Source organism: Ferruginibacter paludis (assembly GCF_030409685.1).
GTDB lineage: Bacteria > Bacteroidota > Bacteroidia > Chitinophagales > Chitinophagaceae > Ferruginibacter > Ferruginibacter paludis.
Window position 1 is genome coordinate 69392 of sequence record NZ_JAUFQJ010000001.1, and the last position, 24048, is coordinate 93439.

17 protein-coding genes are annotated in these 24048 nt (G+C 39.0%); 16 read left to right on the forward strand and 1 reads right to left on the reverse strand.

The window, feature by feature from the left end; all coding sequences use genetic code 11:
• The first annotated feature begins 42 nt into the window (after positions 1 to 42).
• The 12 genes from proA to QWZ08_RS00365 all read left to right on the forward strand — a co-directional run bounded on the left by proA (position 43) and on the right by QWZ08_RS00365 (position 18186).
• Positions 43 to 5907, forward strand: a complete 5865-nt coding sequence (gene proA, locus QWZ08_RS00310; RefSeq protein WP_290335152.1) for an anti-phage protein ProA — start codon at positions 43 to 45, stop codon at positions 5905 to 5907.
• 330 nt (positions 5908 to 6237) lie between these two features.
• Positions 6238 to 10056: a PIN domain-containing protein gene (locus QWZ08_RS00315; RefSeq protein WP_290335153.1), complete on the forward strand. Its 3819-nt coding sequence runs from the start codon at positions 6238 to 6240 to the stop codon at positions 10054 to 10056.
• 415 nt (positions 10057 to 10471) lie between these two features.
• Entirely contained in the window at positions 10472 to 10975 is a 504-nt protein-coding gene (locus QWZ08_RS00320) for a hypothetical protein (RefSeq protein WP_290335154.1), read from the forward strand.
• Positions 10976 to 10990: 15 nt separating this feature from the next.
• Positions 10991 to 11437 carry a helix-turn-helix domain-containing protein gene (locus QWZ08_RS00325; protein WP_290335155.1) on the forward strand — a complete coding sequence of 149 codons (447 nt, stop codon included), beginning with the start codon at positions 10991 to 10993 and terminating at the stop codon, positions 11435 to 11437.
• The gene (locus tag QWZ08_RS00330; protein WP_290335156.1) at positions 11437 to 11910 is read left to right on the forward strand and encodes a hypothetical protein; all 474 of its coding nucleotides are present in this window, start codon (positions 11437 to 11439) and stop codon (positions 11908 to 11910) included. The genes QWZ08_RS00325 and QWZ08_RS00330 overlap by 1 nt, the downstream gene beginning before the upstream one ends.
• A gap of 446 nt (positions 11911 to 12356) precedes the next feature.
• Positions 12357 to 12572, forward strand: a complete 216-nt coding sequence (locus QWZ08_RS00335) for a DUF2188 domain-containing protein (RefSeq protein WP_290335157.1) — start codon at positions 12357 to 12359, stop codon at positions 12570 to 12572.
• 28 nt (positions 12573 to 12600) lie between these two features.
• The gene (locus QWZ08_RS00340; RefSeq protein WP_290335158.1) at positions 12601 to 13575 is read left to right on the forward strand and encodes a CBASS oligonucleotide cyclase; all 975 of its coding nucleotides are present in this window, start codon (positions 12601 to 12603) and stop codon (positions 13573 to 13575) included.
• Positions 13576 to 13577: 2 nt separating this feature from the next.
• The gene (locus tag QWZ08_RS00345) at positions 13578 to 14090 is read left to right on the forward strand and encodes an HORMA-1 domain-containing protein (protein WP_290335159.1); all 513 of its coding nucleotides are present in this window, start codon (positions 13578 to 13580) and stop codon (positions 14088 to 14090) included.
• A 7-nt stretch (positions 14091 to 14097) separates the two neighbouring features.
• Positions 14098 to 14988 (forward strand): ATP-binding protein, encoded by an 891-nt coding sequence (locus tag QWZ08_RS00350; protein ID WP_290335160.1) that lies wholly within the window; start codon positions 14098 to 14100, stop codon positions 14986 to 14988.
• Positions 14985 to 15836: an SMODS-associated NUDIX domain-containing protein gene (locus tag QWZ08_RS00355; RefSeq protein ID WP_290335161.1), complete on the forward strand. Its 852-nt coding sequence runs from the start codon at positions 14985 to 14987 to the stop codon at positions 15834 to 15836. Before QWZ08_RS00350 ends, QWZ08_RS00355 begins: the two co-directional genes overlap by 4 nt.
• A 3-nt stretch (positions 15837 to 15839) precedes the next feature.
• A complete protein-coding gene (locus tag QWZ08_RS00360; protein ID WP_290335163.1) occupies positions 15840 to 16910 on the forward strand; it encodes a nucleotidyltransferase family protein in 1071 nt (356 codons plus the stop codon).
• A gap of 397 nt (positions 16911 to 17307) precedes the next feature.
• Positions 17308 to 18186, forward strand: a complete 879-nt coding sequence (locus QWZ08_RS00365; protein ID WP_290335164.1) for a HEPN domain-containing protein — start codon at positions 17308 to 17310, stop codon at positions 18184 to 18186.
• Here QWZ08_RS00365 and QWZ08_RS00370 read toward each other — a convergent pair.
• Positions 18176 to 18556 (reverse strand): hypothetical protein, encoded by a 381-nt coding sequence (locus QWZ08_RS00370; protein ID WP_290335166.1) that lies wholly within the window; start codon positions 18554 to 18556, stop codon positions 18176 to 18178. The genes QWZ08_RS00365 and QWZ08_RS00370 overlap by 11 nt on opposite strands.
• A gap of 149 nt (positions 18557 to 18705) precedes the next feature.
• Between QWZ08_RS00370 and QWZ08_RS00375 the strand changes: the two genes are divergently transcribed.
• The 4 genes from QWZ08_RS00375 to QWZ08_RS00390 all read left to right on the forward strand — a co-directional run bounded on the left by QWZ08_RS00375 (position 18706) and on the right by QWZ08_RS00390 (position 24048).
• Entirely contained in the window at positions 18706 to 19032 is a 327-nt protein-coding gene (locus QWZ08_RS00375; protein WP_290335167.1) for a hypothetical protein, read from the forward strand.
• On the forward strand, positions 19029 to 19334 hold the full coding sequence (locus QWZ08_RS00380; protein WP_290335168.1) for a hypothetical protein: 306 nt from the start codon (positions 19029 to 19031) through the stop codon (positions 19332 to 19334). The genes QWZ08_RS00375 and QWZ08_RS00380 overlap by 4 nt, the downstream gene beginning before the upstream one ends.
• Before the next feature lie 138 nt (positions 19335 to 19472).
• Positions 19473 to 20762, forward strand: a complete 1290-nt coding sequence (locus QWZ08_RS00385) for a redoxin family protein (protein ID WP_290335169.1) — start codon at positions 19473 to 19475, stop codon at positions 20760 to 20762.
• A gap of 40 nt (positions 20763 to 20802) precedes the next feature.
• Positions 20803 to 24048 carry a SusC/RagA family TonB-linked outer membrane protein gene (locus tag QWZ08_RS00390; protein ID WP_290335170.1) on the forward strand — a complete coding sequence of 1082 codons (3246 nt, stop codon included), beginning with the start codon at positions 20803 to 20805 and terminating at the stop codon, positions 24046 to 24048.

Below are 24048 nucleotides of genomic sequence, written 5' to 3' on the forward strand. Positions count from 1 at the left end.
AAAATAAATTTGTACTAAATTTAAAAAGAATATTCCTGCCCAATGAACGAATTAACCGCCAAAATAGAAGCTGATCTGATCTATAGCCCGATCGTGAATTTTGCCATGCAGCAAAATCATGTGCCGGTTGTCCGAAAACTAACTATCAAAAACATTGGTGAGGATGCACTGGCCAATCTTTCAATTGAAATAATCTCAGAGCCTGAGTTTGCTATTCCCTGGAATAAAAAAATTGATTTGTTACCCAAAGATGATATGGTTGACTTAGGCCCGGTCGATATTAAATCCATTACAAGATATCTGGCTGCACTAACAGAGAGAATCGTTGGCAGCCTTTCATTGACAATTAAATCCGAAAATGAAATAATCTACAATGAAGTATACAGCATCAATATATTGGCCTATGAGCAGTGGAATGGAATAGGAATTCTTCCGGAAATGTTGGCGGCATTCGTTACGCCCAATCACCCGGAAATAGCCAAGATTATAATAAGAGCTTCGGCCGTTTTACAACAATGGACGGGCAAGCCTTCTTTCGACGAATACCAGAGTCAGAACCCTGACAGGGTGAGAAAGCAAATGGCGGCAATTTATGAAGCCATTGCTGAATTGAATCTGGTTTATTGTACAGTGCCTGCCAGTTTTGAAGATACCGGTCAGCGGGTGCGTATGTGTGACACAATCTTCAGTCAAAAAATGGCGAATTGCCTCGATATCTCGTTGCTGTATGCGAGTTGCCTGGAAGCAGTTGGCATACATCCCATCCTGATAGTTGTTAAAGGCCATGCATTTGTTGGAGGCTGGCTTACAGACGAGTCTTTTCCTGACAGTGTTAATGATGATCTTTCCTTGTTGACCAAAAGAACAGCTGATGGAATAAATGATATAGTGTTATTGGAGGGTACTTTCATGAATGCGGGGAATACTGGAGGCTTTGATGCTGCAGTACAGGCCGCCAATTATAAATTATTGAAAGAAGATGACTTCCTACTCTTTCTTGATATTAGACGTGCGAGATTTAGTGGCATCAGGCCTTTACCATTAAGGGTACAAACTTTGAATGGTGTAGAATTTGTAGAACAACCAACACAAAATAGAAACAGTCATATTCCTGATGAAATTGTATCCACCGGAAAATTGGTAGATGTAAGTCGCATTGAGGTTTCTAAAAAGCAATTGTGGGAAAGAAAATTACTGGACCTCACATTACGAAATAACCTGCTGAATCTAAGAATAACAAAAAATACTGTACAGCTTATATTCACCCAACTGCATAAATTGGAAGATGAGCTTGCAGCAGGTAATGAGTTTCAAATTCTTCCAAAACCTACGGACTGGGATAATCCACTTCGCAGCGCAGGGGTGTACCAATCGATTAATGTATCAGAACCAATTGCTGATTTAATTAACCATGAATTTGCTCAAAAACGTCTGAGGTCCTATCTTACAGAAAATGACCTAACTGCGAGCCTTACGCATTTATTCAGGTCATCCCGTTTATCGTTAGAAGAAAACGGAGCTAATACCTTATATGTTTCTTTAGGGATGTTGAAATGGTTTGAAACACCGGAAAGTGAACGACCCCGATTTGCTCCAATATTATTAATGCCGGTTGAGATCGTTCGTAAATCTGCTTCAAAAGGATTTGTTATTCGTACCAGGGAAGAAGAAACAATGATGAACATTACCCTACTGGAGATGCTCCGGCAAGATTTCGATATTAATATTGGTGGTCTGGAAAACTTACCCAAAGATGAAAGTGGTGTCGATTTAAAGATGGTGTTCAATATTATCCGGCAGGGTATTATGACAAAAAAAAGGTGGGATGTAGAAGAACAAATATTCCTGGGCATTTTTTCTTTCAGCAAGTTTATCATGTGGAATGACATCCATAAAAACTCAGCAATACTTTCTCAAAATAAAATAGTAGCCAGTTTAATTTCAGGTAAGATAGAATGGGATATTCCCGAACTCATATCAGACACTATCAATTTTGATGAGTTGCATCATCCCGCTACTATTGTACTACCTATAAGTGCTGATTCATCACAACTGGAAGCCATAACAGAATCAGCAACAGATAAAAGTTTTGTATTGCATGGCCCACCCGGCACCGGTAAATCGCAAACTATTACCAATATTATTTCCAATGCATTATACAATGGGAAAAAGGTATTGTTTGTGGCAGAGAAAATGGCGGCACTTTCTGTTGTAAGAGATCGGCTTGAAAAAATAGGACTTGGCGCATTTTGCCTGGAATTACATTCCAATAAATCCAGAAAATCCGCAGTATTGGAACAATTAAAAAGAACCTCTGCTGTAACAAAAGTGATCGCTCCTGAAAATTACAGATCGGAAGCAGAGCGAATTCATTTGATCAGGACCGAATTGAATGGGTATGTGTTGGCGCTGCATAAAAAATATCCTTTCGGATTTTCGGTGTATGATTGCTTTTCTACAGATGCACAATTGGAAGCGATACCAAACGAAATAAAATTTACGGATGCAGCAATTGAAACACTCAGCAGAACCGATGTAACGTACTGGAATGATGTGGCCGAAGAAATACAGGCCGCAGGTTCATTGCTGCCCCATCCCTATAACCATCCACTGCAACCAGTAACAACAAAGGTATATTCTCAGCAACTTAAAAATGAATCAAAGGAATTATTAAGCGAAATAATTCAGGTATATAAGACATATGACATTGCAGGTGAAACCCTTTGTGCCAGGCAACAAATCACTACTCCTATCATTAACCGGGAGCAATTTGAATCACTGAACAGCATTGCCCGTTTACTAACTACGTTGCCCGATATACCTGCATCGATATTCACTACAGATAATGTAGAACAGGTGCTGGGACAGTTGATAGCATTGTGTGAAGAAGGCAATAAAAGAGATGGGATGAGGGCTGAATTATTGAAGCATTTTCAGCAGCCCATTCTAACAATCAATGCCACCGAATTATTGACTCAATGGAATATTGCCGCTACCAAATGGTTTCTGCCAAAATACTTTCAACAAAAAAATGTGAAGAATGCGCTGAAAGTTATTTCACTAAATGGCAAAATTGATCATACCGAAATCACCTCACTGCTGGAACAAATTATAGCCTTCCAGAAAGTACAACAGGTAATTGACCGGAATGAACCCTTCTTAATTCCCCTGCTTGGATTTCTCTGGAAGGGAGGCGAGTGTAACTGGCAGCAACTGGTGCTTATTTCAAATACGGTGATTCATATTAACCGGGAAATAATCCTTGTAACCGGTAGTGCAACCAGTGCCAGACAGTGGCGGAATCATATGGGTAATCAACTGAATGAAGGCGCCAATAATTTTCTTGCGATACATGGAAAATACTTGCAACCATTTACCGGTTTGCATTTGCAGGTAAAGGCCCTCGAAAGAAAACTAAAAGAGAGTTTGGGTATTGATCTTACTGAAATAAAAATACCGGCCAATCATTTCATTACCGATGCGACCACCATTTTAGAAAAGGCATTGGCAGCCATTGAACAATTGAAGGATTGGATTAGCTGGTTGAATGCAAAAAAAAGCGCCCTGCAAGCCGGGCTTGCACCTGTTATTGCAGCATACGAAACTGGCCGGATAGAAAGTAAGCAGGTAACCGATGCTTATAAAAAAGGATTGTACCGTTCCTGCGCTAACTACATGATACAGAAAGAAGCGGCATTGAATATTTTTAATGGCAGGTTGTTTGAGGATAAGATCCGCCGGTTCAGAGAAATGAGTGCGTATTTTGAGAAGCTCACCAAAGAAGAACTCTATGCAAAACTGGCTTCCAAAATACCTGACTTTACAAAGGAAGCTGCCCAGTCATCGGAGATTGGTTTATTGAAAAAAACAATCGGTAATAATGGCCGTGCAATGCCCATCCGGAAATTGTTTGATGCCATTCCTAATCTGCTTCCGAGGATAGCTCCCTGCATGCTGATGAGCCCTATTTCGGTAGCACAATACTTTGATGCAGCAGGTCCCAAATTCGATCTGGTAGTTTTTGATGAAGCATCGCAGATGCCTACCTGCGAAGCCGTGGGTGCCATTGCGAGGGCTGCCAATATGATTATCGTTGGCGATCCAAAACAAATGCCACCAACCAGTTTCTTTTCTTCGGCCAGTAACATTGATGAAGACAATATTGAAAAGGAAGACCTTGAAAGTATTCTCGATGATTGCCTGGCATTATCTATGCCTTCCAAACATTTATTGTGGCATTACAGAAGCAAACATGAAAGCCTGATCGCCTTTAGCAATTCAAAATATTATGATAATAAATTACTCACGTTTCCATCGCCAGATGATATTGCCAATAAAGTAAACTTTATACCCGTTGAAGGTTATTATGACCGTGGTAAAACCAGGCAAAATAGTTTTGAAGCCAAAGCAGTCATTGATGAAATAAAACGCAGGTTAAGCGATCCCGTGTTATCGAAACGAAGTATCGGTGTAGTAAGTTTTAGTTCGGTGCAGCAAACCCTGATGCAGAACATGTTTGATGAATTGCTGAGAACACATCCGCACCTGGAAGCCGTGGCCATGGAAAGTACGGAACCTATTTTTATTAAGAATCTTGAAAACGTACAGGGAGATGAACGGGATGTAATACTGTTCTCGGTAGGATATGGACCTGATAAAGAAGGAAAGGTGAGTCTGAACTTTGGCCCGCTAAACAGGGAAGGCGGATGGCGCAGACTGAACGTAGCTGTTACCCGTGCCCGGTATGAAATGAAAGTGTATTCAACACTAAGAGCCGACCAGATTGACATTACGCGTTCTGCCTCTGAAGGCGTGGCAGGCATCAAGGCCTTTTTGGAATATGCAGAGAAAGGTCGTTCTATGTTAGCCACCAGGAAATCAACGGTTGAATCCAGGGAAGGAGGATTTGAAAAAGCACTGGCGGAGAAAATCAGGCAACACGGATACGAAGTACATACCAATATCGGCTGCTCCGGCTACCGTATTGATATTGGCATTGTAAATAAACTAAAGCCTTCAGAATATATCCTCGGCATTTTATGCGACGGCAATAATTATCATTCGGCTAAAACTGCAAAGGATCGGGAAATCATTCAGCAGGAAGTATTAAAATTATTGGGCTGGAATATCCATAAAATATGGTCAACCGACTGGTGGGAAAATGCCAACCGTGTGATGGATGACACACTGGAAGCCATAAAGAATGCGGAGGAAAATAATGATAAAATCATTGAAGCAGAGCCTGTTCAAAGCTATACACCTGAATTAGAAAAGGGTGAACCGTTGATACTAAATAACTTTCAACCGGCTGAAGTTGTAGTTGAAAGCAAAAGCAATTTTGCAGGTAATCTTTACACCATCTGTAACCTTGACATCGTGCGTTCCACTTCATCCGATGACTTTTTGCAATACCACAATACGCAAAAGATCAGGGACCAGATTAAGCAGGTGCTGGACATAGAAGCGCCCATTGTAAGAAACCTTTTGGCCAAACGGGTTTTGTCTGCCTGGGGTATTTCAAAATTGGGTACCCGGATCAATGCGCAATTTGAAAAGCTGCTAAGTGAATGTAATTTAAAGCAAACTGGCACAGATAGCAACCTTGTATTTTGGAATAACTCCCTGGATCCAAATGATTATACTGACTACCGGGTAACAACCAGCAACGGCCAAAAGCGGGATGCAGAAGATATCCCCGCAGAAGAAATTGCGAACGGCATAAAAGATATTTTGAGCCACCAGGTTAGTCTACCAATCGAGGACTTAGTTAGGGAAGCATCTAAGCTATTTGGGTTTGCCAGATCTGGGACTAATGTGGAAATTGCTATGCGGAAAGGGATTGCTAAGGCAAATGATAATGGGTTTGTTTTGGAGAAGGATGGCAGGTTGGTGTTTATAGAAAGTTGAACACGCATGAATTTCATTATACCGGAAAAGTATTCCTGCTGCCACGTTGGCTATGATGCAATAATCATCCTGTTGAATACAGATTTTCAACAGCCATGTTTTTCGAACAACATGTGGATGAATTTAGGATACAAAGGCATTTGGTGAAGTATACTAAAGAAAGGGATGGTCGGGGCAGATACCGGACCACGGTAAGAAAGGGTTTTCGGTGATGGAAGATGCACCAACCACGGATGCAGATTTACTATAAAATATTTTTCATAATAAACAAAACGTTAGGAACAGCTAAGGCGTGAGAAGTCCTTAGCTTTACGAAAATAAATATCACAGATGGCCCTGGAACTTATATTAACTGCTACCGCTAAATATATTTTTAATAATCTTGCTAAATACGGGTATGATAGTTTTTTAAAGAATAAGTCTAATTTATATGAGCAGGAACTTTATGAAATAATACAAAAGACTATCGTTGAATATGCAAAAAGTTTTCCAATTGCAGAAACTGAAAAGATACCCTTTTATCAATCCCAAAATCTGCTAGAATTATTTTTAGAATTTAGATTTACCAAAAAATTAGATGTGTCTCTGGTTAAAAATACTTTGGACAAAGATGAAAGAATAATCTCACCTACGGCTAATGAACTGGAAGAGTTTCTAAATATTTTTAATAAAGAAATTGATACGTCAAAAAAATTGAAATTCTTAAACAGCGAAATTAATTTTAAGGAAGAGATTTTTAAAATTAGTGAGGCGTTAAATGCTTTAAGAAACGAATTTGACGAGTCAATCCGGGACTTGAAAGCCCAGGTTAAATTAGTGGCAGTGTCCGCAGAGCTAATGGAAGAGTGGAATTTTCAACTTGATGAAATTTCAGATGAGCTTAAAAGTTTCAAAGCATATTCTGCAGTAACACGGCTGACCAAACTGGAAAAAAGAATTTCTGACACAGGTGTTTTCAACAATAAATTGATAGCCCGCTTACTTTGGTTAAAGTCAACTTGTATGGATATGTTTGGTGAATCCGGCATTCAAACTGATCATGCAGAATTGTTGATTAAAATATATAAACTTCAGCCACAGAATGAAGATTACAAATCGAATGCTGCCCAGAGTTATTATGTATTGGGAAATGTGGCAGAAGCGAATAAATTAGCGGATGAAATTTTATCTTCAAATGAATTCAATATTGTGGCATGGATCGTCAAAATATTTATTGCAGATAAAAATTTTGAAGAAGTTTTAAATACTGTTCCTTTAAGTGTTCGAAATAAAAATATATTCAGACTTCATCTTTACTATTGGTTGAGTTTTAGGAGAATAATAAAAGAAGTGGATGACTTTGCTTATTTCAATTTACATTTTGATATTGACTATAATAAACCTGTGGAAATATCGCACAGGAACCTGCGTTACCAATTAACTTTAGCCCAATATCTGCTCGTTAGTTTTTTTAATAGAAATCCCGAAATAACCGCGAATTTGTGTTATTCCAATGCTCATGCAGATATTCAATTTAAATACGGATTTCAAATCCTGCAAAAAATTCATGAAAACTTATTCACTTCTGAAATAAAAAATGGGTATCAATATTATTTTTTCTACTACTTCTATTGTGAATTTGTACTAACACAAAATAAGGAATATATCAATTTAATGGGCAAAGCCTTCGAAGCGGTAAAGGTTAAGGACCACGAATTAGTTGTTCATATGCTTCAGGGATATATCGCATTCGGTACCCGGGACTATGACTTGCGGGCTCTTGAGATTGCAGAAAACTTAAGCACATCAGAAAATGAAATTATAACGCTTTTTAAGGCAAATCTTTATTCACTTATAGATGAAAAGGAAAAGCAGATAAAAGCTTTTATTAAATACATAAATATGAAGCCCATTGTTGACAGGCTCTTTTTTATGAATTTTCTGTCATTTGTTCGAACACAGCTTCCGCAAATTCCGCAGCCGTTTAAAGAGGCGGTTGTGCAATCGCTAATGCATAAAACTTTTGCTGCGTTGGAGTACGAAAGTTTATTTAGGGTTTTTTGTTTCACGAATCTGGAAATCGGTTCTTTCTCTGAGGAAGAATTGGTTGTATTGATTGAAAAGGCTAAGGAAAACATCGGTGCATTTGATGAGGACATGCAATACGAAGTGGCACTTGCGTTCTGCTTGATAAAAAAGCCCGACATCGCCAAGCAATACCTCAAACCTAAAGTTGATACAAGAAAATATTCAAAGCTTTTAAAGCTTTATTGCAAGGTTCTTTATGAAACAAATGGAGATAAGCCTGAACTGCTTGAAATACTGAAGTATTGGAGAGAAAACAGCCCCAGGCCCGACATTGTTCTTCTGCAAATGGAATTGGACCTTAGAACACTTCAGCATAAATGGAAAGAAGCTATAATTATATCGCATAAGGCATTGGAATTTTTTCCGGATTCTGAATATTTTATTCATGCTTTATTCATTTCACTTAAAAATGATTTTCAAAATAACGCTATTCCTGACTATGTACACTTAGTTACAAATAGAGTATTTAAAAATGAAGAAATGGCAATAAATATTGCTATTTCATTGCATGGCGCAGGTTGTTACCGCGATTCAATCGATTTATTGTATAAGCATGCAATCTTAAAACAAAATCTTCAAAGCCGTCACAAGTATATTCAGATCTTGCTTGTCCATCCTGAAAAGATGGGACAGGATTTTGAAATTGCAGGTGCCGGCAGTTTCGTAAAATACCAAATAGGTAACAAAAGCGAAGTGTTGGAACTTACAGAAGAAAATATTAAATATAATCCGGGTGCCTTATTTCTCGGTAAAAAGATCGGCGACACATTTTCAATTAAAAACAGGTTGACTGATTTATTGGTAGAAATTACAATTGAGAGGATTTTTGATAAGTACAGTGCGTTGTTTGAAGAACTAATGCTGGAGACAGAAAATCCGCTGCTGGGCCACGTTGTTCAAAGTTTTAAATTTGAAGATTCAAGTCCTGAGGGCATGCAAAAAAGTTTTGTTGACAATTTTGGATTACAAGGTAGTCTGCGGAAAGAAAGGGTGACCAGGCAATTTGATTTGTATTATGAAGGCAGAATAAGTTTTACAGAGATTGTTATTAGTGTATTTGGTCAAAATTCCATCGATGCCTATTTTACTCTAATAAATGAACAAAATAAATGTTACAGGGCTGTAGCTCCTTCAGTAAATTCAAACGTTCAGCTTTCTTCTAAAACCAAGTTCGTTCTGGACTTTACAAGCATTTGTCTTTTTTATGATCTTTCAAATGAATTGGGCTTTTTATTTCCTGATAAATTTTATATATCAGCCCTACTTAGAGAACGAATTGCACATAACCTGGAAGAAATAAAAATAGAGCCGCAATCTAAATTATCTATATCAATCACAGAAGATGGAGTCATACCCTATTTTTACGATGACGGATTTAAGAAGCGTAGAACAGAGCTTTTTCAAAATATTTTAAATTGGGTGGATAGAAATTGTTTACTGGAAGATGTTCCTGAACGCCTAAACCTAATTACAGAAAAGCACGATGACAATGATAACGACCTAAGACATCTGGATTTGATATTTAATGTAATTGTTGAATCCAATATGCTTGCAAACCGGCCAGAACATGTAATGTTAACAAATGATGTATTTCATTACCGGCATTTTAAAGGAAGTACAAATGTGTTTGTAAGTCCCTTTTTATACGTCGAAAAATATTTCCCTCAACATAAAATGGCTGCTGTTTCTTTTATGCTACGCCATAATTATATAGGCTTGCCGATCACTTCGCAAATGTTAATAGATGAGTTTAGTAAAAAGAATTTAAATCAGGAGAATAGATTTCAGATTTGTATAGAAAATTTAAATTATGGCTGGAATCCAGACGGCAACCACATTTTCGAAGCTATTACGTTTTTACGACATTTATATTTACAGCAGGTAACAAATCCAGGCATCAGAGATATCACGGTCATGCTTCTTTTGAAAAGCTTATTAACCGGTATGGATTATAAAACAATTAAAAAAACATATCAGCTATTTAAGGAAGCGTTTGTATTAATGGCAACACATTCTTTGAGCATCCAACAACTTTTTTATGCGGTGCTGAGCGAGATGCAGACAGAAAATAAACTATCCTAGTGTATGCTTATATAATTCTGGAAGTTTTAATGCGAATGGCAAGCGATGAGATTTCCCGTAACGCCTTACAACTGGGCGGTCGTAAAAAAGGGAAGGGGAGAAGCCGGTTCCTATCAGGGATTTTCAATGTGGCTGGCGAACTATTATGAAAATCGAAAGCGATTAGATGCCAGGCAGAGCAAGGACACACACATGCCTAATTAACATTCCAGCGTCTGAAGACTAGAGATACCGGACAATGGGAAGAAAAGGTTTTCTGAATGGAAGATGCATCGGCTAGACCTGCAGAATTATGTCTAAATTTATTATTACCAACAAACTAAAACTAATCAAGAACTAAAATAAATAAATTTTTTATGATGAATTTGAAAATATCAAAAACTAATTATACCTTTATCTTAACTTATAAGTTAAGTTGGTAGTTCATCTTTTACCCATACCGTCACTGGCACTTGAAAAAGTACGTTACTATACTGTACTCCTTGAGAATAAAGGAATCTCTGAATTCAGGGATTTTATTCAAAGAGCTGCACAGCATAGCCCGGTAGAATTGGCAGAAATTAACCGGTATATTCAACAGATTGGAGAAAAATATGGTGCCAGCGAAAATCATTTTAAACCAGAAGATGCAGCGGAACGGTTACCACCGCCGTATCATGAGTTTATAGAAACGGAGGACGTAAATGATTTTGGATTGCGATTGTATTGTATAAGATTAACAACAGGAATTGTCATACTCCTTAATGGCGATAGAAAGACGGCGTTAAAAGTAAAAGATTGTGAAAAATGTTATCGTCATTTTGACTTGGCAAGAAAGATAGCCCGGAAGATTAATGCAGCAATACTTGATGGCTATATAGAGATTAATGATAGTGCTAGAGAAATAGAAGTGGAACAAGATTTTGAACTGATTGTATAATTTAAAAAGCTTGCTATGATTAAGAAAAAAAAATTACTGGCTGAGGAGCAGGTTCCTGAGTTTGAATCTTCCATCGCTGGTATGACGGAAGAGAGTAAAATTTTTGTAGATAAATCTTTGGAAATAGCAAATTACCTAGTGTATCTGTTACAGGAGAAAGGATTGAAACAAAAGGAGCTGGCAGACCGACTGGGTAAAAGCGAAGCCGAGGTAAGCAAATGGCTTGCAGGCATGCACAATTTTACATTGCGGTCTTTATCAAAACTGGAAGCAGCTTTGGGCGCTACCATTATTTGTACACCCAAACATTTGCAAAAAAGTGTTCAGGTTACAACCATTATTAAAATGGGGAGCGTTAGTTCCAAAGTGTATAAACCGTACAACACTTCCCCTGCCTATTGCAAATTAGTGTATATGAAGGTGAAGGAAAATAACAATGAAAGTCTGAAAGAAGTAGTATAATGAACAAAGAAAGAAAGATTATACCGGATAAAATACATGTACTTAACATTAAGACCATTAAGGGTAATATTGAGAGTGCACCAGATGCTGATCCGGAACAGATAAAGGGATATAGATTTGATCATTCCCTGGGCACGGGAATAAACGAAGAAGAGAGCCTGATCGGACTAAAGTTGACCGTAGATATTGAGGCGCTTGATGCAAAGGATGAGCCGATTGGGATCAGCGCTTCTTACACCCATAACTTTACTTTTAATGTGGAAAATCTCGAAGACTTTTTGGAAAAAGATAACAATGAAGATGATACACCGGCAATAGATCCATTGATGGTAGCTACGCTTGTCGGAATTGCATATTCGACGGTAAGGGGTATAATCTATACCAGAACTCAAAGCACTTCTTTGAATGGGGTTGTGTTGCCAGTTATTGATCCAAAAAAATTATTAGAGTATGATGATGGGAAGATTGAGTAGGCAGAAATGTCATTAATATGATGATTTTTGACACAAAAAATTAGCAAAACTTGGCTAAAAAATTTAACAACGTAATTTTTTACAGTAATTTTGTCATGTTTCAGTAAAAAAATTTAAAGGGCTTGATTTTTGAAAATATTAACAAATTTTTATAAGAAGGTGAAAGCCTTAGGGGACTAGACCTAAGGCTTTCGGGAAAAGAGTTTAAAGTTACTCAATTCCGGCATTTTTTGAATTTTGTGCTGCGAAGGTAGGTGTTGTTTTGTAAATAAACAATACCTGCTGTTTCGCCTACGCCAACCAGCAATTATTGCTATAAGCTGCACAGATAGCTTCCTTTCTTACTGACTTTACGGCTACGATGTCCACTAAACCGCAAGCTACTTGTGGGCAGATAATCTATTGACCCAAATCAAATTAAAAAAACAATGGGCAAAAATCAGCATGTGACCAAACATCTAGGTGGTGGATGGCAGGTTAAGGGCGCCGGTAACGAAAAAGCAACAAAAGTTACCGACACTCAAAAACAGTCAATTGATGCGGCTAAAGAAATAGCCAAGCATCAAAAATCAGAAGTAGTTATTCATGGAGCAGATGGCAGAATAAGAGATAAAGACTCTTATGGCAATGATCCCATGCCACCGAAAGATACCAAACACTAATACTAAAATGAGTTAAAATAAACGGAATATGAAATTGACAAATTCGCAACTGCAGAATTTTATAGCCAGAATAAAATTGAAAAGAGAAAATATGGGAACCTACAGAACGCAGGTAACCAATCTACAAGAAGATCTCGAAAAATATATTACTTCTGATACTAGTACAGGTATTAAAGTTACAAGGGTAATAATCGGAGGCTCCTGGAAAAAGGGAACTATTTTAAGAGCTACTGGAGAGAACCCGATCGACATCGATTTGATTTTGTATGTAGAAGGAGAAGCTAACCTTCAAAATGATCTTGAAAGGTTGCATGATTTAATAGTGGATTATCTTAAAAAAATATATCCTAATAAAGATATTTTACGGGATGTAGATGCCGAAGGAAAAACAAAGTCCATAAAGATTAAATTTATTGGCACCGGTCTAGAAGTAGATATTGTTCCGGTAGTTCCAATGGAGAAACCTGCAGATTATGTTTGGCAACCGCAACGTGGGGGTGGCGGTGGAAAATACGTTACAAGCGTGGTTAAGCAACTTGAATTTGCTACAAGTTATAGAAACCAAAATGGTTCATATACATCTATTGTAAGAGCATTAAAATGGTGGCGTAATTATAAAGAATTGGATCAATTATCATCTTTTGTTATTGAGCTTATAGTTTCATATTTGGAAACTAATAAGGGCTGCGAAACAAATATTGAAGAGGGAATCATTCGATTTTTCAAATTCGTAAGTGATCCAGTTTTTCCTGCGATTAATTTCAAGAATGCAATCAATTCATTACCGGCACCTATTTCTAAATTTTATGTTGCTGACCCAACAAACAATGAAAATAATGCTTCCAAAAAATTAAATGATATTAATTGGGACGAAATTAAGAAAGAAGCAAATGGTGCCTTTGAAGCATTAAATATTGCACAATCAAAAAATTTCGAAGGCGACACCATTGAGGAATGGAAGTATGTTTTCGGATCATCTTTTAACATAAAATCAGAAGATTAAATATGAGCTATAATACAATTACCGCGACATCCACTTATACAGTTGTTGACATTAGAAAAACTTTTGAAGGCTTCGAAGCTGATTTAAGAATGATTGCCAAACGAACAGAAAAGTGGGCATCAGATTACGTTGACAAAGTATTTCATGATATCGTAAAACTGGCTGAGGCTAAATACTTGAAGACTGTAGATATTGTTTTATTAAATACAGCAACTATACCAATACGTGCGGCTAAATACACCGTAAATGAAGCAGGCACTTCGATCACCGGTGATAGAGCTGGTGGAAATGACTGGAACAATTTGCCAAGTACATATCTTCAAGTTGTTGTTAGTTACACTTCAGCCTGGCATCTGCTAACTCAACAACAAAAAGACAATTTTCAACAATCTAACAATTTTCAAATTGGATGGTCTTCATCGTCTATTGATAATAACTTTCCTAACCTTTCCAAACAGGCGGCGCAAAACTTTGCAAGCAACGGCTATGAATTAAATAAGGCTAACTATAAATAAATTCTACATGAACAATTCTACAATATTTGACAACATCACTGAACTGCCGAATGCCGATGTAAAAAGAAGGGCAGATGCATTAGTTGGCTTTAATAAAAGATTTGAAAGAGTACATAATAATTTGAAACTCCTAATTGATCAGGAAGGATTAATAGAATGGAGCAATAAACACCATAAAGTAAAACTACCTGTTCTCGAAACAATATTAGACAGGTACCCTCTTGTATTATTAGCAGGTGATGCAGGAACAGGCAAAACTGTATCAGCAGAGGGAATCGCAGATAGAATGGTAAGGGAGTTAGGCAAAGACGGCTTTTTTCTTAAGTTAAGTACCAGGGTAAGGGGCGAAGGCTTACATGGACAAATGGGGAATTTAGTAAATAATGCATTCGACAGACTAAAACAAGAAGCTGGTAAAAAGAGGATTGCATTTTTATTTATTGATGAGGCTGATGCAATTGCAACTACAAGATCTACACACCAAATGCACCAGGAAGAAAAGGCCGCTGTAAATACGTTGATTCAAAAAATTGATGAAATAAGAAGTTTAAATGGCCGTGCAATTATATTTATGTCAACTAATAGACTTCATTTTATTGACGAAGCTATTATTAGACGGGCTGCAATAATTATGGAATTTGAAAGGCCAGATGAAAATGAAAGAAAAGAATTATTTACAAAGACACTGGATGGAACAGGAATTAAGGACAAAGAATTTGACAAACTTGTTGAATTAACTGGCCCGGATAAAAATAATGGGCTGGGATATTCTTTTTCAGACTTAACATTGAAAATTCTTCCAGAAGCAGTTGCCGAAAGTTTTCCTAATAAACCCTTGTCATTTGAAGTTCTTGAAAACGTAATTAAACGAGTAAAACCAAGCCCCCAAATAATATGAGAAAAAATATTGCAGAAGCTTTGATTTTCTTATCCGGCATTGCACTTATTGCCTATATCCTTATATACAAGGATACAACGCAACCTTTCCCGGCACTATTAATAGCAATAGCAGTAAATATCATTACAACACCTTTATATGTTGGCATTGTTGAAGGAATTTATAGTATAAGAAAACTCCCATTAATATTCAAAACTCAAGTATGGTATAGGAAAAAAGACGTAAGATTATCTATTTCATATTTGTTTAGAATAAAAAGTAATGGGAAATACCTTTTGGTAAAAAATAGAAAAGGCAACTATTACCAATTAGTAGGCGGTGCTTATAAAACGCTCCCCGGAGCTGAAAAGGTATTTAAAGAGAATTCAATTAAGCCTGACAAAAGATTCGAAACTGAACATGGTATAGCTAAGAATGATTTGCGATTTCGTTTGCCAGGAAGAAATGTTATGAAAATTATTCGATGGTTTAATTCAAGGGAAGATAGGGAAATTTCACAGTGGAGGGAATTTTGCGAAGAGTTGCTTACTACAAATATCATTACAGACAAGCACAGCTTTCGTTACATCGATTATAAATATGTCACTACTGTTCAAACTCCCATCCAAAAAGCAAAAAATTTATCGTGCCAAGAAATTCTTATCTATGAAATATTTGACTTAATTCCTAATGATGAACAGATAAAAGTTCTGGATGAATTATACCAAAACGGAGATACAGATAGAGTAAAGTGGGCGGATGAAACCCTTATTAATTCATTGGGATTTGATGAAAGAAAAAAAGAAATGGAATATGAAATCGGTGCACATACAAAATGGGCTGTAAATGAAAAATACTCAACCGAATAAATAATGAGAAGAAAAGAAAAATATATAGCCAATGGTGCAGTAATAGGTTTTGTAGGGATTGCCGCAGGAGATATTATATTTCAATGGTTTAAACATTGGCAAAGAGGCATGCCTTTTACCTGGAATAGCTATAATGGCAAGCAGACTTTAAAGCATGCACTTATCGGAAGCGCCGTAGGTGCAGGAATAGGTTATTTAGCCTACGAATCAAAACTCTCAGATGAATCTAACCATCCATTTAATTCAGATGAACATTTACGAAAAGTATTATCAGAAGAAAACTTAAAATCTGATCCTGTCCTTTTAAAAAAATATCTTTCTTATAAATCAGAGGTAAAGAAATGGCTTCGCGAAAAATTTGCCCAAAAACTTGCCTATCAGCCGGAAGATGCTGGTTCTTTTTTTAAACGTACTGCAATTATATCGAATTGCGACCTGGATATTATACTGCCATTTAAGAGAAGCAGCTATACTACCCTTGAACAAATGTATTACGATGTACATGAAGTATTGCAAAGAAATTTTGGAAATCAAGCAGTAGTAAGTAAGCAAACAAAAGCTATTGGTTTAACTTTTGAACACAATGGTTTACCAATACATTTCGATATTGTTCCTGGACGAGAGATCAACGATTATAAGAACACAAAAGATCTAAATTTATATGTACGACGCGATTGGGCATGGCAGAGAGGTTCTTCATTTAAAACAAATGTTAGTTTACAACAAAGGGCTACAACAAACTTGCCTGCTGCCCGGAGAACAATTAAGTTAATGAAATCATACAGAGATAAAAATGATCTTCCAATTTCAAGTGTATTATTAGAACAATGCGTTTGCGATGCTCTATCCAATCATAAGTATGGTACAAGATTTTCAGATACTGAAAACCTTCTTAATAGCATGATACATGTAGCCAGAAAAATTAAACAAGAAAACATAATTGATGTTGCAAATACAAACAACAATCTTTTAAATAAAATGTCAGAAAGTGATAAGACTTTTGTTGCAACTTTTCTTGAAACTGATATTCAAAGAATTGAAACAAATCCCAGATATATAAAGGAGATTTTTTAATACTGAAGTACTCACTAACCTTAACTATATCAAGCCAGCCAATCAATAAGAATCTGGTACTACTCTCTTTATTTTATTTGGCATTTGTTTAGAAGGTTTATAAGTAGTTCTCCGGACCTTATCAAAAACTTGAATCACGAATTCAAATTCTTTATTTTTTTCTCGCAAGGCACTATTACTAATACTCGGATTTTCCTTTACAATTTCATTCGCCTAAGGCTTTACCCAAAGCTGTGGAGACAGTTTAAGACAATAGCTTCTATATTTACAAAATTAGTTTTATGAATTTTTATTCATTATAAGTGTAGATCAATCTGTGTATTTATAAATGGAGATTAAACTTTCGTTTAAATATTTATTTGAAAAAATATAATTAGATTGCAAGCAACATTTTACATTGAAAACATCACTCTCATATCTTCCCCAAATAAAGCAGGACCAAATCTTGCAGGTTGTTGATATTATCAAGGAAATAGCAAATCCTGAAAAGATTATCTTGTTCGGCAGTTATGCTACCGGCACATGGGTAGAAGATAAATATTTTGAGAACGGGACAAACTATGAATATATTAGCGACTATGATTTTTTAATAGTTACAAAAAACCGTGTCGAAAAGGAATATGATATACTGGATAAAATACTTAACCAGAGTAGGAATTTATTTAGAACACCCGTCAACGCTATTATTCACGATGTCAGTTACGTTAATGAAGGTCTCGAAATAGGCCAGTATTTTTTTACAGATATTGTTAAGGAAGGAATATTGCTTCAAGACAATAATTCTATAAACTTTTCTGCTCCCAGGCAATTGTCTTCATCTGAAATGAAAATTATCGGTCAACGATATTTTGATAAATGGTTTGCATCTGCATTCAATTTTGTTCGTTTTGCAAATGATGCTTTTAATACTCTTCTATTGGAGAAAAAGCCGTTGAATGATGCAGCTTTTCTTTTGCACCAAGCTTGTGAAAAGCTTTATAACACTATTTTGTTAGTCTTTAAATCTTACAAACCCAAAACCCATAACCTTGAAAAATTAAGACAATATTCCAAACCTCTGTCGGAAGAGATTTTTTCTATTTTTCCATTTCCTGTGGATGATAAATTTGAAACACATTTATTTGATTTACTTAAGCGAGGTTATATCGATGCAAGATATAAGGATGATTATATAATAACTGAAAGCGAATTTAGAGAATTGCTTTCAAGGGTTAAAAGGATGGAGGAAATTGTAGAGCGAATATCAGTCGAAAGAATAAAATCTTTTAAGGATTAGGGAGTGACTTTTTTACTCTTTTTTTAGTTTTTGGTTTCTTGCTCTTATCTATTTCAGTTTTTTCATCGAAAATCTGTTTTTCAGTTATTTTATCATACAGTTTCGCAAACTCAGTAAAAGACAATCCAAGATTTTCGATCATTGTTAGCAAAGTTGTGAATTGGATATCTCTTTTACCCGCCGATGTATTTTGAATGATGGTATAACTTAATCCTGATTCTGCCTCTAGTTGTCTCATTGAATCAACAAGTCTAATGTCCTCAATATTATTAGCCTTATTTTTTATCCCAATACTTTTTTTCTGCTTGAGGATAATCCTGAAGCAAGTTGCCAGTTTTAATTTTGTATGTTCCTTATTTCCAAGTTCCATTCTAACAGGGAAATTGAACTATTATCAAAAATATTTTGATACACGTATGTGTACTGTATAATTTTTTAATTATATTTACAAGCAAATAGACTTAAGATAATTTTCAAAAAATAATCTCATTACTGCGAACCTGAGAAATTCCAGCTAACATGAGATTGAAACCAACATACAAGTTCTTAGGGAGCGGTGGCCCATTTTGTTACAGGGGTATTTTCTCAGGTCTCAGTAATGAAACAGTGGGCGCCGCTCTTTATCTCTGCATTTCGTTAACGTCCGGCAATGCCGAAGTACAGGGCATTGATATACCTGGCAGCTTTCAACACATTCCCTCTTCAAAACATCCTGATGCAATTGCATACACTGGCGGCAGTCTTAATATTATGATTGCATGCCTCTCAAATTATTTAACCTGTATTCCAAAAAAATATTCAGGGGGTGTATTGCATTCCATGGATAGCAAAAACATACAACAATGAGCACCAATCCGGCCACTCCCGAACCTACATTTGCCTATTACCATCCGCTGCTGCAACGCTATGCAAGGCGCATCATTCACAATGCAGCAGTAGCAGAACTGTTGGCAACCCAGGTACTGCAGGATCAGCAGGCCATGGACGGGCTGGCGCCCAGACCGCAATTGCGGCAAGTACTAAAAACCGACCTGCTAAACCGTTGTAAATATTGGCGGCAGGCCACCATATTTGACCGGCCGGCGGTAAAAGTACCGCCCTTTCGCCCTGTACAAAATGATGATAAGAAAAACCACCCCATAAACTGATCCGCCACTATGAACGAGCTCACTATCAACACACAGATTCACCTGGTAAAAACACTGTTTGCCATCAAGCCTAAAAATCCTACTTAGGGCGTACAGCCGTAGCCTTACATCCATCCTTTTTTACTGAAATAATCTGCCATGCAAACACTCAAATATTGCTTACTGGCCATGCTATGGCCGGTAATGAACGGCCTTGCGCAAGTACCTCCGCAACCTTTGCATCCCCTTACTGTCGGAGACCGCCTGCCGGATATTGTCCTGAATCAATTGTACAATTACCCGGTGGCTTCCGTATCTGTATCACAACTTAAAGCCAAAGGGGTGATACTCGATTTCTGGAGTACCTGGTGTGGCTCCTGCCTGGAATCTTTTCCCGAAATGCATGCCCTGCAGCAACAATTTGCCGGGGCCCTGCAGGTGATCATGGTAAACAATTATCCCGGTGATGATGCCAAACGGGTGGAGCGTTTTATGCGTACCAGGAAAAAAAGAAGCGGCCAGTTGTTTACCTTATCCTATCTGTTACAGGATACGGTTTTAAATCAATATTTTCCCTACAGGTCCATTCCACACTATGTTTGGCTGGATGAGCAGCAGAAGGTAGCAGCCATCACCGGGCAGGAGGAACTCACCGAAACTAACATTCAGGCATTGCTGGAGGGGAAGCCCCTTGCCCTGCATGTAAAAAATGATGACCTGCTTTTTGATGTTGCCAAAAACGACCTGGTAAAAACTGATTCCGCGGCCGCGAAGGATTTTTTATACCGGTCACTCATTACCGGGTACAAAGAAGACCTGGGGGCGGTGATTGGGAAAATAGCAACAACAGATGGAAACGTATCCCGGTACTACGTTGTCAATTATTCCCTGTTGCAATTGTACCAGCTGGCGTTTGCGGAGATACAATCCCTGCCGGCTGAGCTGATCTTTATTGACCCTGTATTGAAACCGCTTTTTTTTGAAAACAAAGAGGGCGGCAGCAAAAAACTATACTGCTACGATTTGAGTACAAGGCCTGTGGAGCCCCGGCAAATAACGCATGACATGCGTGCCGACCTGGAGCGGTATTTTAATGCCACGGCAAAAAGGGAAAAGCGTTCCATGAGTTGCTATGTATTGTCAGCCACTGCTCAGGGGGGCAACTGCAAAACAAGGGGTGGTACACCTGCCGCTGATCTGGATAAAGCGTCGCTCAACAAATACATCCGCAATGGAACGGTGGCTGACCTTACGGCCACGCTAAGCATGATTTTAAACAAACCCTGGATAGATGAAACCGGGTTGAAGGCACACATCGACATCACTTTTCCCTATGATTTTTATACCTACAACCTGCAGCAGGTAAAAGCCTTTTTACTGGGTTATGGCCTGCTGGTAAGCGAAACCGCCCGTACCATACCGGTAGGGGTAATCTGCCCTATCCCTTGATAGCAGCTAATACTATTACTAACTTAAAAATATTTATTACATGAAAAAAATGATTTGTTGTATCTGCGGGGCGGGCCTTGCATTGCTTTGCATAACCACCGCAGCCCGGGCCCAGCAGGGGCCGCCTGTTTTGCCGGCCGTAAAAGGCCAAATAGTAAACGAAAAAAAGGAGGCGGTGCTGGCAACCGTAACCGTAAAGGGAACAAAAAAAGCAACGGCTACCAATGCCGCAGGGGAGTTTTTGTTAGAACAGGTAGCCGCCAATGCGGTGCTGCTGGTAAGTGGTACCGGAATCCGTAGTTTTGAAATAAGGGTGAACGGCCGCAGTGAGCTGGGGCTATTGAACGCCGTTACCAAAGTGTTTACGGCAGAAGCGGTGGTGGTTGAAGCCAGTACCGGTTACCAGTCGGTAAAGCCCAATGAGGTAAACGGTGCCGTAGTACTGGTTGATAACAAAACCCTGAACCGGCAGGTGGGTACCAATATTTTAAAACGCCTGGACGGCGTTACGAGTGGTTTGCTCTTCAACATTGGCAAGAGCAACAGCAATTCGCAAAACAACACCGGTATTTCCATCAGGGGCCTGAGTACCATCAACGGGCCGCTTGATCCTTTGATTGTACTGGACGGATTTATTTACGAGGGCAATATCAGCAACATCAACCCCAATGATATTGAAAATGTAACCATCCTGAAAGATGCCGCGGCTGCCTCCGTTTGGGGAGCAAGGGCCGGCAACGGGGTGATTGTTATCACTACCAAAAAAGGGAGCCTGAACCAAAAGATGTCGGTGAGCGTCAACTCCACGGTGATTGTTCAGGAAAAACCCAACCTGTTTTATCTACCGCAGATGGCGTCTGCCGATTATATCAATGTGGAGGAGCTGTTGTTTAACAATGGTTATTTTGATAACCAGGTCAGTTACCAGCCCTACCTGGCCTTAACGCCTGCCGTGGAAGTATTGCTTAACAGAAGGAACAATACCATTACGGCTGCGGAAGCGAACCAGCAACTGGCAGCGCTGAAGGCAACAGATGCCCGCAACCAGTACAACAAGTATGTTTACCAGCCTGCGGTAACGCAGCAATACGCAGCGAATATCCGCGGGGGCAATAGCAACAATGCGTATACATTTGCCGCCAGCTACGATAACAATACCAGCGAACTCAACAGCCGGTTTAACAAACTGAACCTTAAAGCGGAAAATGTTTTTCAGCCGGTAAAAAATGTAAAGCTGGACGTGGGAGTATACTATACCAACAGTCATTCCGTTTCGGGGATGCCGGGCTATGGCACTGTACGGCCGGGTCAGCGCTATGCACCTTATTACAGCATTGCAGACAACAACGGTTCCGCATTGCCGGTGGCTACCACCTACAACCCTGGTTTTACCGATACGGCCGCTGGCGGAAAATTACTGGACTGGAAATATTACCCGCTGGACGATTACCGGCATGACCGCACAACGGTTGATTTGCAGGAACTCTATGCCAATTTTGGAATCAATTATGCCTTCAGCAATACCCTGACCGCCGATGTAAAATACCAGTACCAACACCAAACTGCCAGGAGCGAGCGGCTGCAGGATATCAGCAGTTACGAAGCCAGAAACACCATCAATGCTTTTAGCCAGTTTGACCCGGCCAGCGGGGTAGTGACCTATATCATTCCTCCCGGCGGTATCCGCAACCTCGGCAACGCCGTAACACAATCACACACATTCAGGGGGCAACTGAATTTTAAAAAAGCATGGGGATTGCATGGTGTCAATGCGATAGCAGGTGTAGAACAAAGAGAGGTTAAAGGGCTCACCGATGAGTTTACCAGCTATGGCTATACCGCTGATCCGCTGACCATTGCTGCAACAGACTTTGTAAATGGCTATCCCGATTTTATCCGGGGCTATCCCAATACCATTTCCGGTCAGCCCAGGTCTTCCGCCACCATCTACCGCTTCACTTCTCTCTACGGCAATGCCTCCTATACGTTCAAGGAACGCTACAGCGTATCTGCCAGCGCCAGAAGAGACGGGTCGAATATTTTTGGCGCCAATACCAATGACCGGTGGAAGCCTTTGTGGTCGGCTGGTGCAGGCTGGAAAATATCCGGGGAAAATTTTTACAACAGTGCGCTGGTAAATTATTTAAAACTGCGGGTAACCTATGGGTACAGCGGCAATGTTGATTTGTCAAAAACGGCCCTGCCGGTAGCACGGTATGTGGGCAACGACCGCAATACCAATTACCCTTTTTCACGCATACAGGTATTGAACAATCCGGACCTGCGCTGGGAGCAATCCAGGCAATTTAATACCGGCCTCGATTTCGCCCTGAAAAGCAATGTACTGTCGGGGTCGGTTGACTGGTACTGCAAATGGGGTACGGACCTGTACGGGGAAACCCTTTTTGATTATACTGCTTCGGGCTTAAGCAGTTATGTAACAAAAAATGCAGCCAACACAAAAGGAACGGGGATTGATATTATACTGCGCAGTAAAAACATCGATCGTAAAATCAAATGGTCAACCAGTGTACTGTTCAGTTACAATAAAACCATTACCACCCGGTATTACGGGCAGTATGCCAACCAGGCGGATATTTTACTGGGAGGAGGCAATACCATCATTCCGGTGGTGGGGAAAGAGCTTTATGGTATTGTGGCTTACAAATGGGGCGGGCTGGATGCCACCGGCAACCCGCAGGGTTATGTGGATGGTAAGCTGAGCACCGACTACAATGCCATCGCCACTGAAGTAGCAGAAAAGGAACTGAAAGGCGGCAGCATTGTATACATCGGCTCCGGCACGCCGCATTGTTTCGGGTCGCTGATCAATACTTTTTCCTGGAAACAATTTTCCCTGTCCATCAATATTTCCGCTAAACTGGGGTATTATTTTTTAAAATCTTCCATCAATTATGATGCGCTCATCTACTCCGGCGCCGGCCATAAAGAGTACGCCGCCAGGTGGCAAAAGCCGGGTGATGAAAAAACTACCCCTGTTCCTTCGTTTATTTATCCCAACGATTACAGCCGGGATAATTTTTATGGCAATGCGGAGATCAATTACCTGAAAGGAGCGCACTTAAGGCTGCAGTACATTAACCTTGCCTATACACCCGGGATTAAGTTCCGCCACGACCTTCCCTTTACGGGGCTTGAGCTGTATGCCAACGCAGCCAACCTGGGTATACTATGGCGGGCCAATAAACAACAGCTTGACCCGGACTACCCGGCAACTTTGCCGCCTGCAGCCATATGGGCCTTTGGAATAAGATGCAATTTTTAA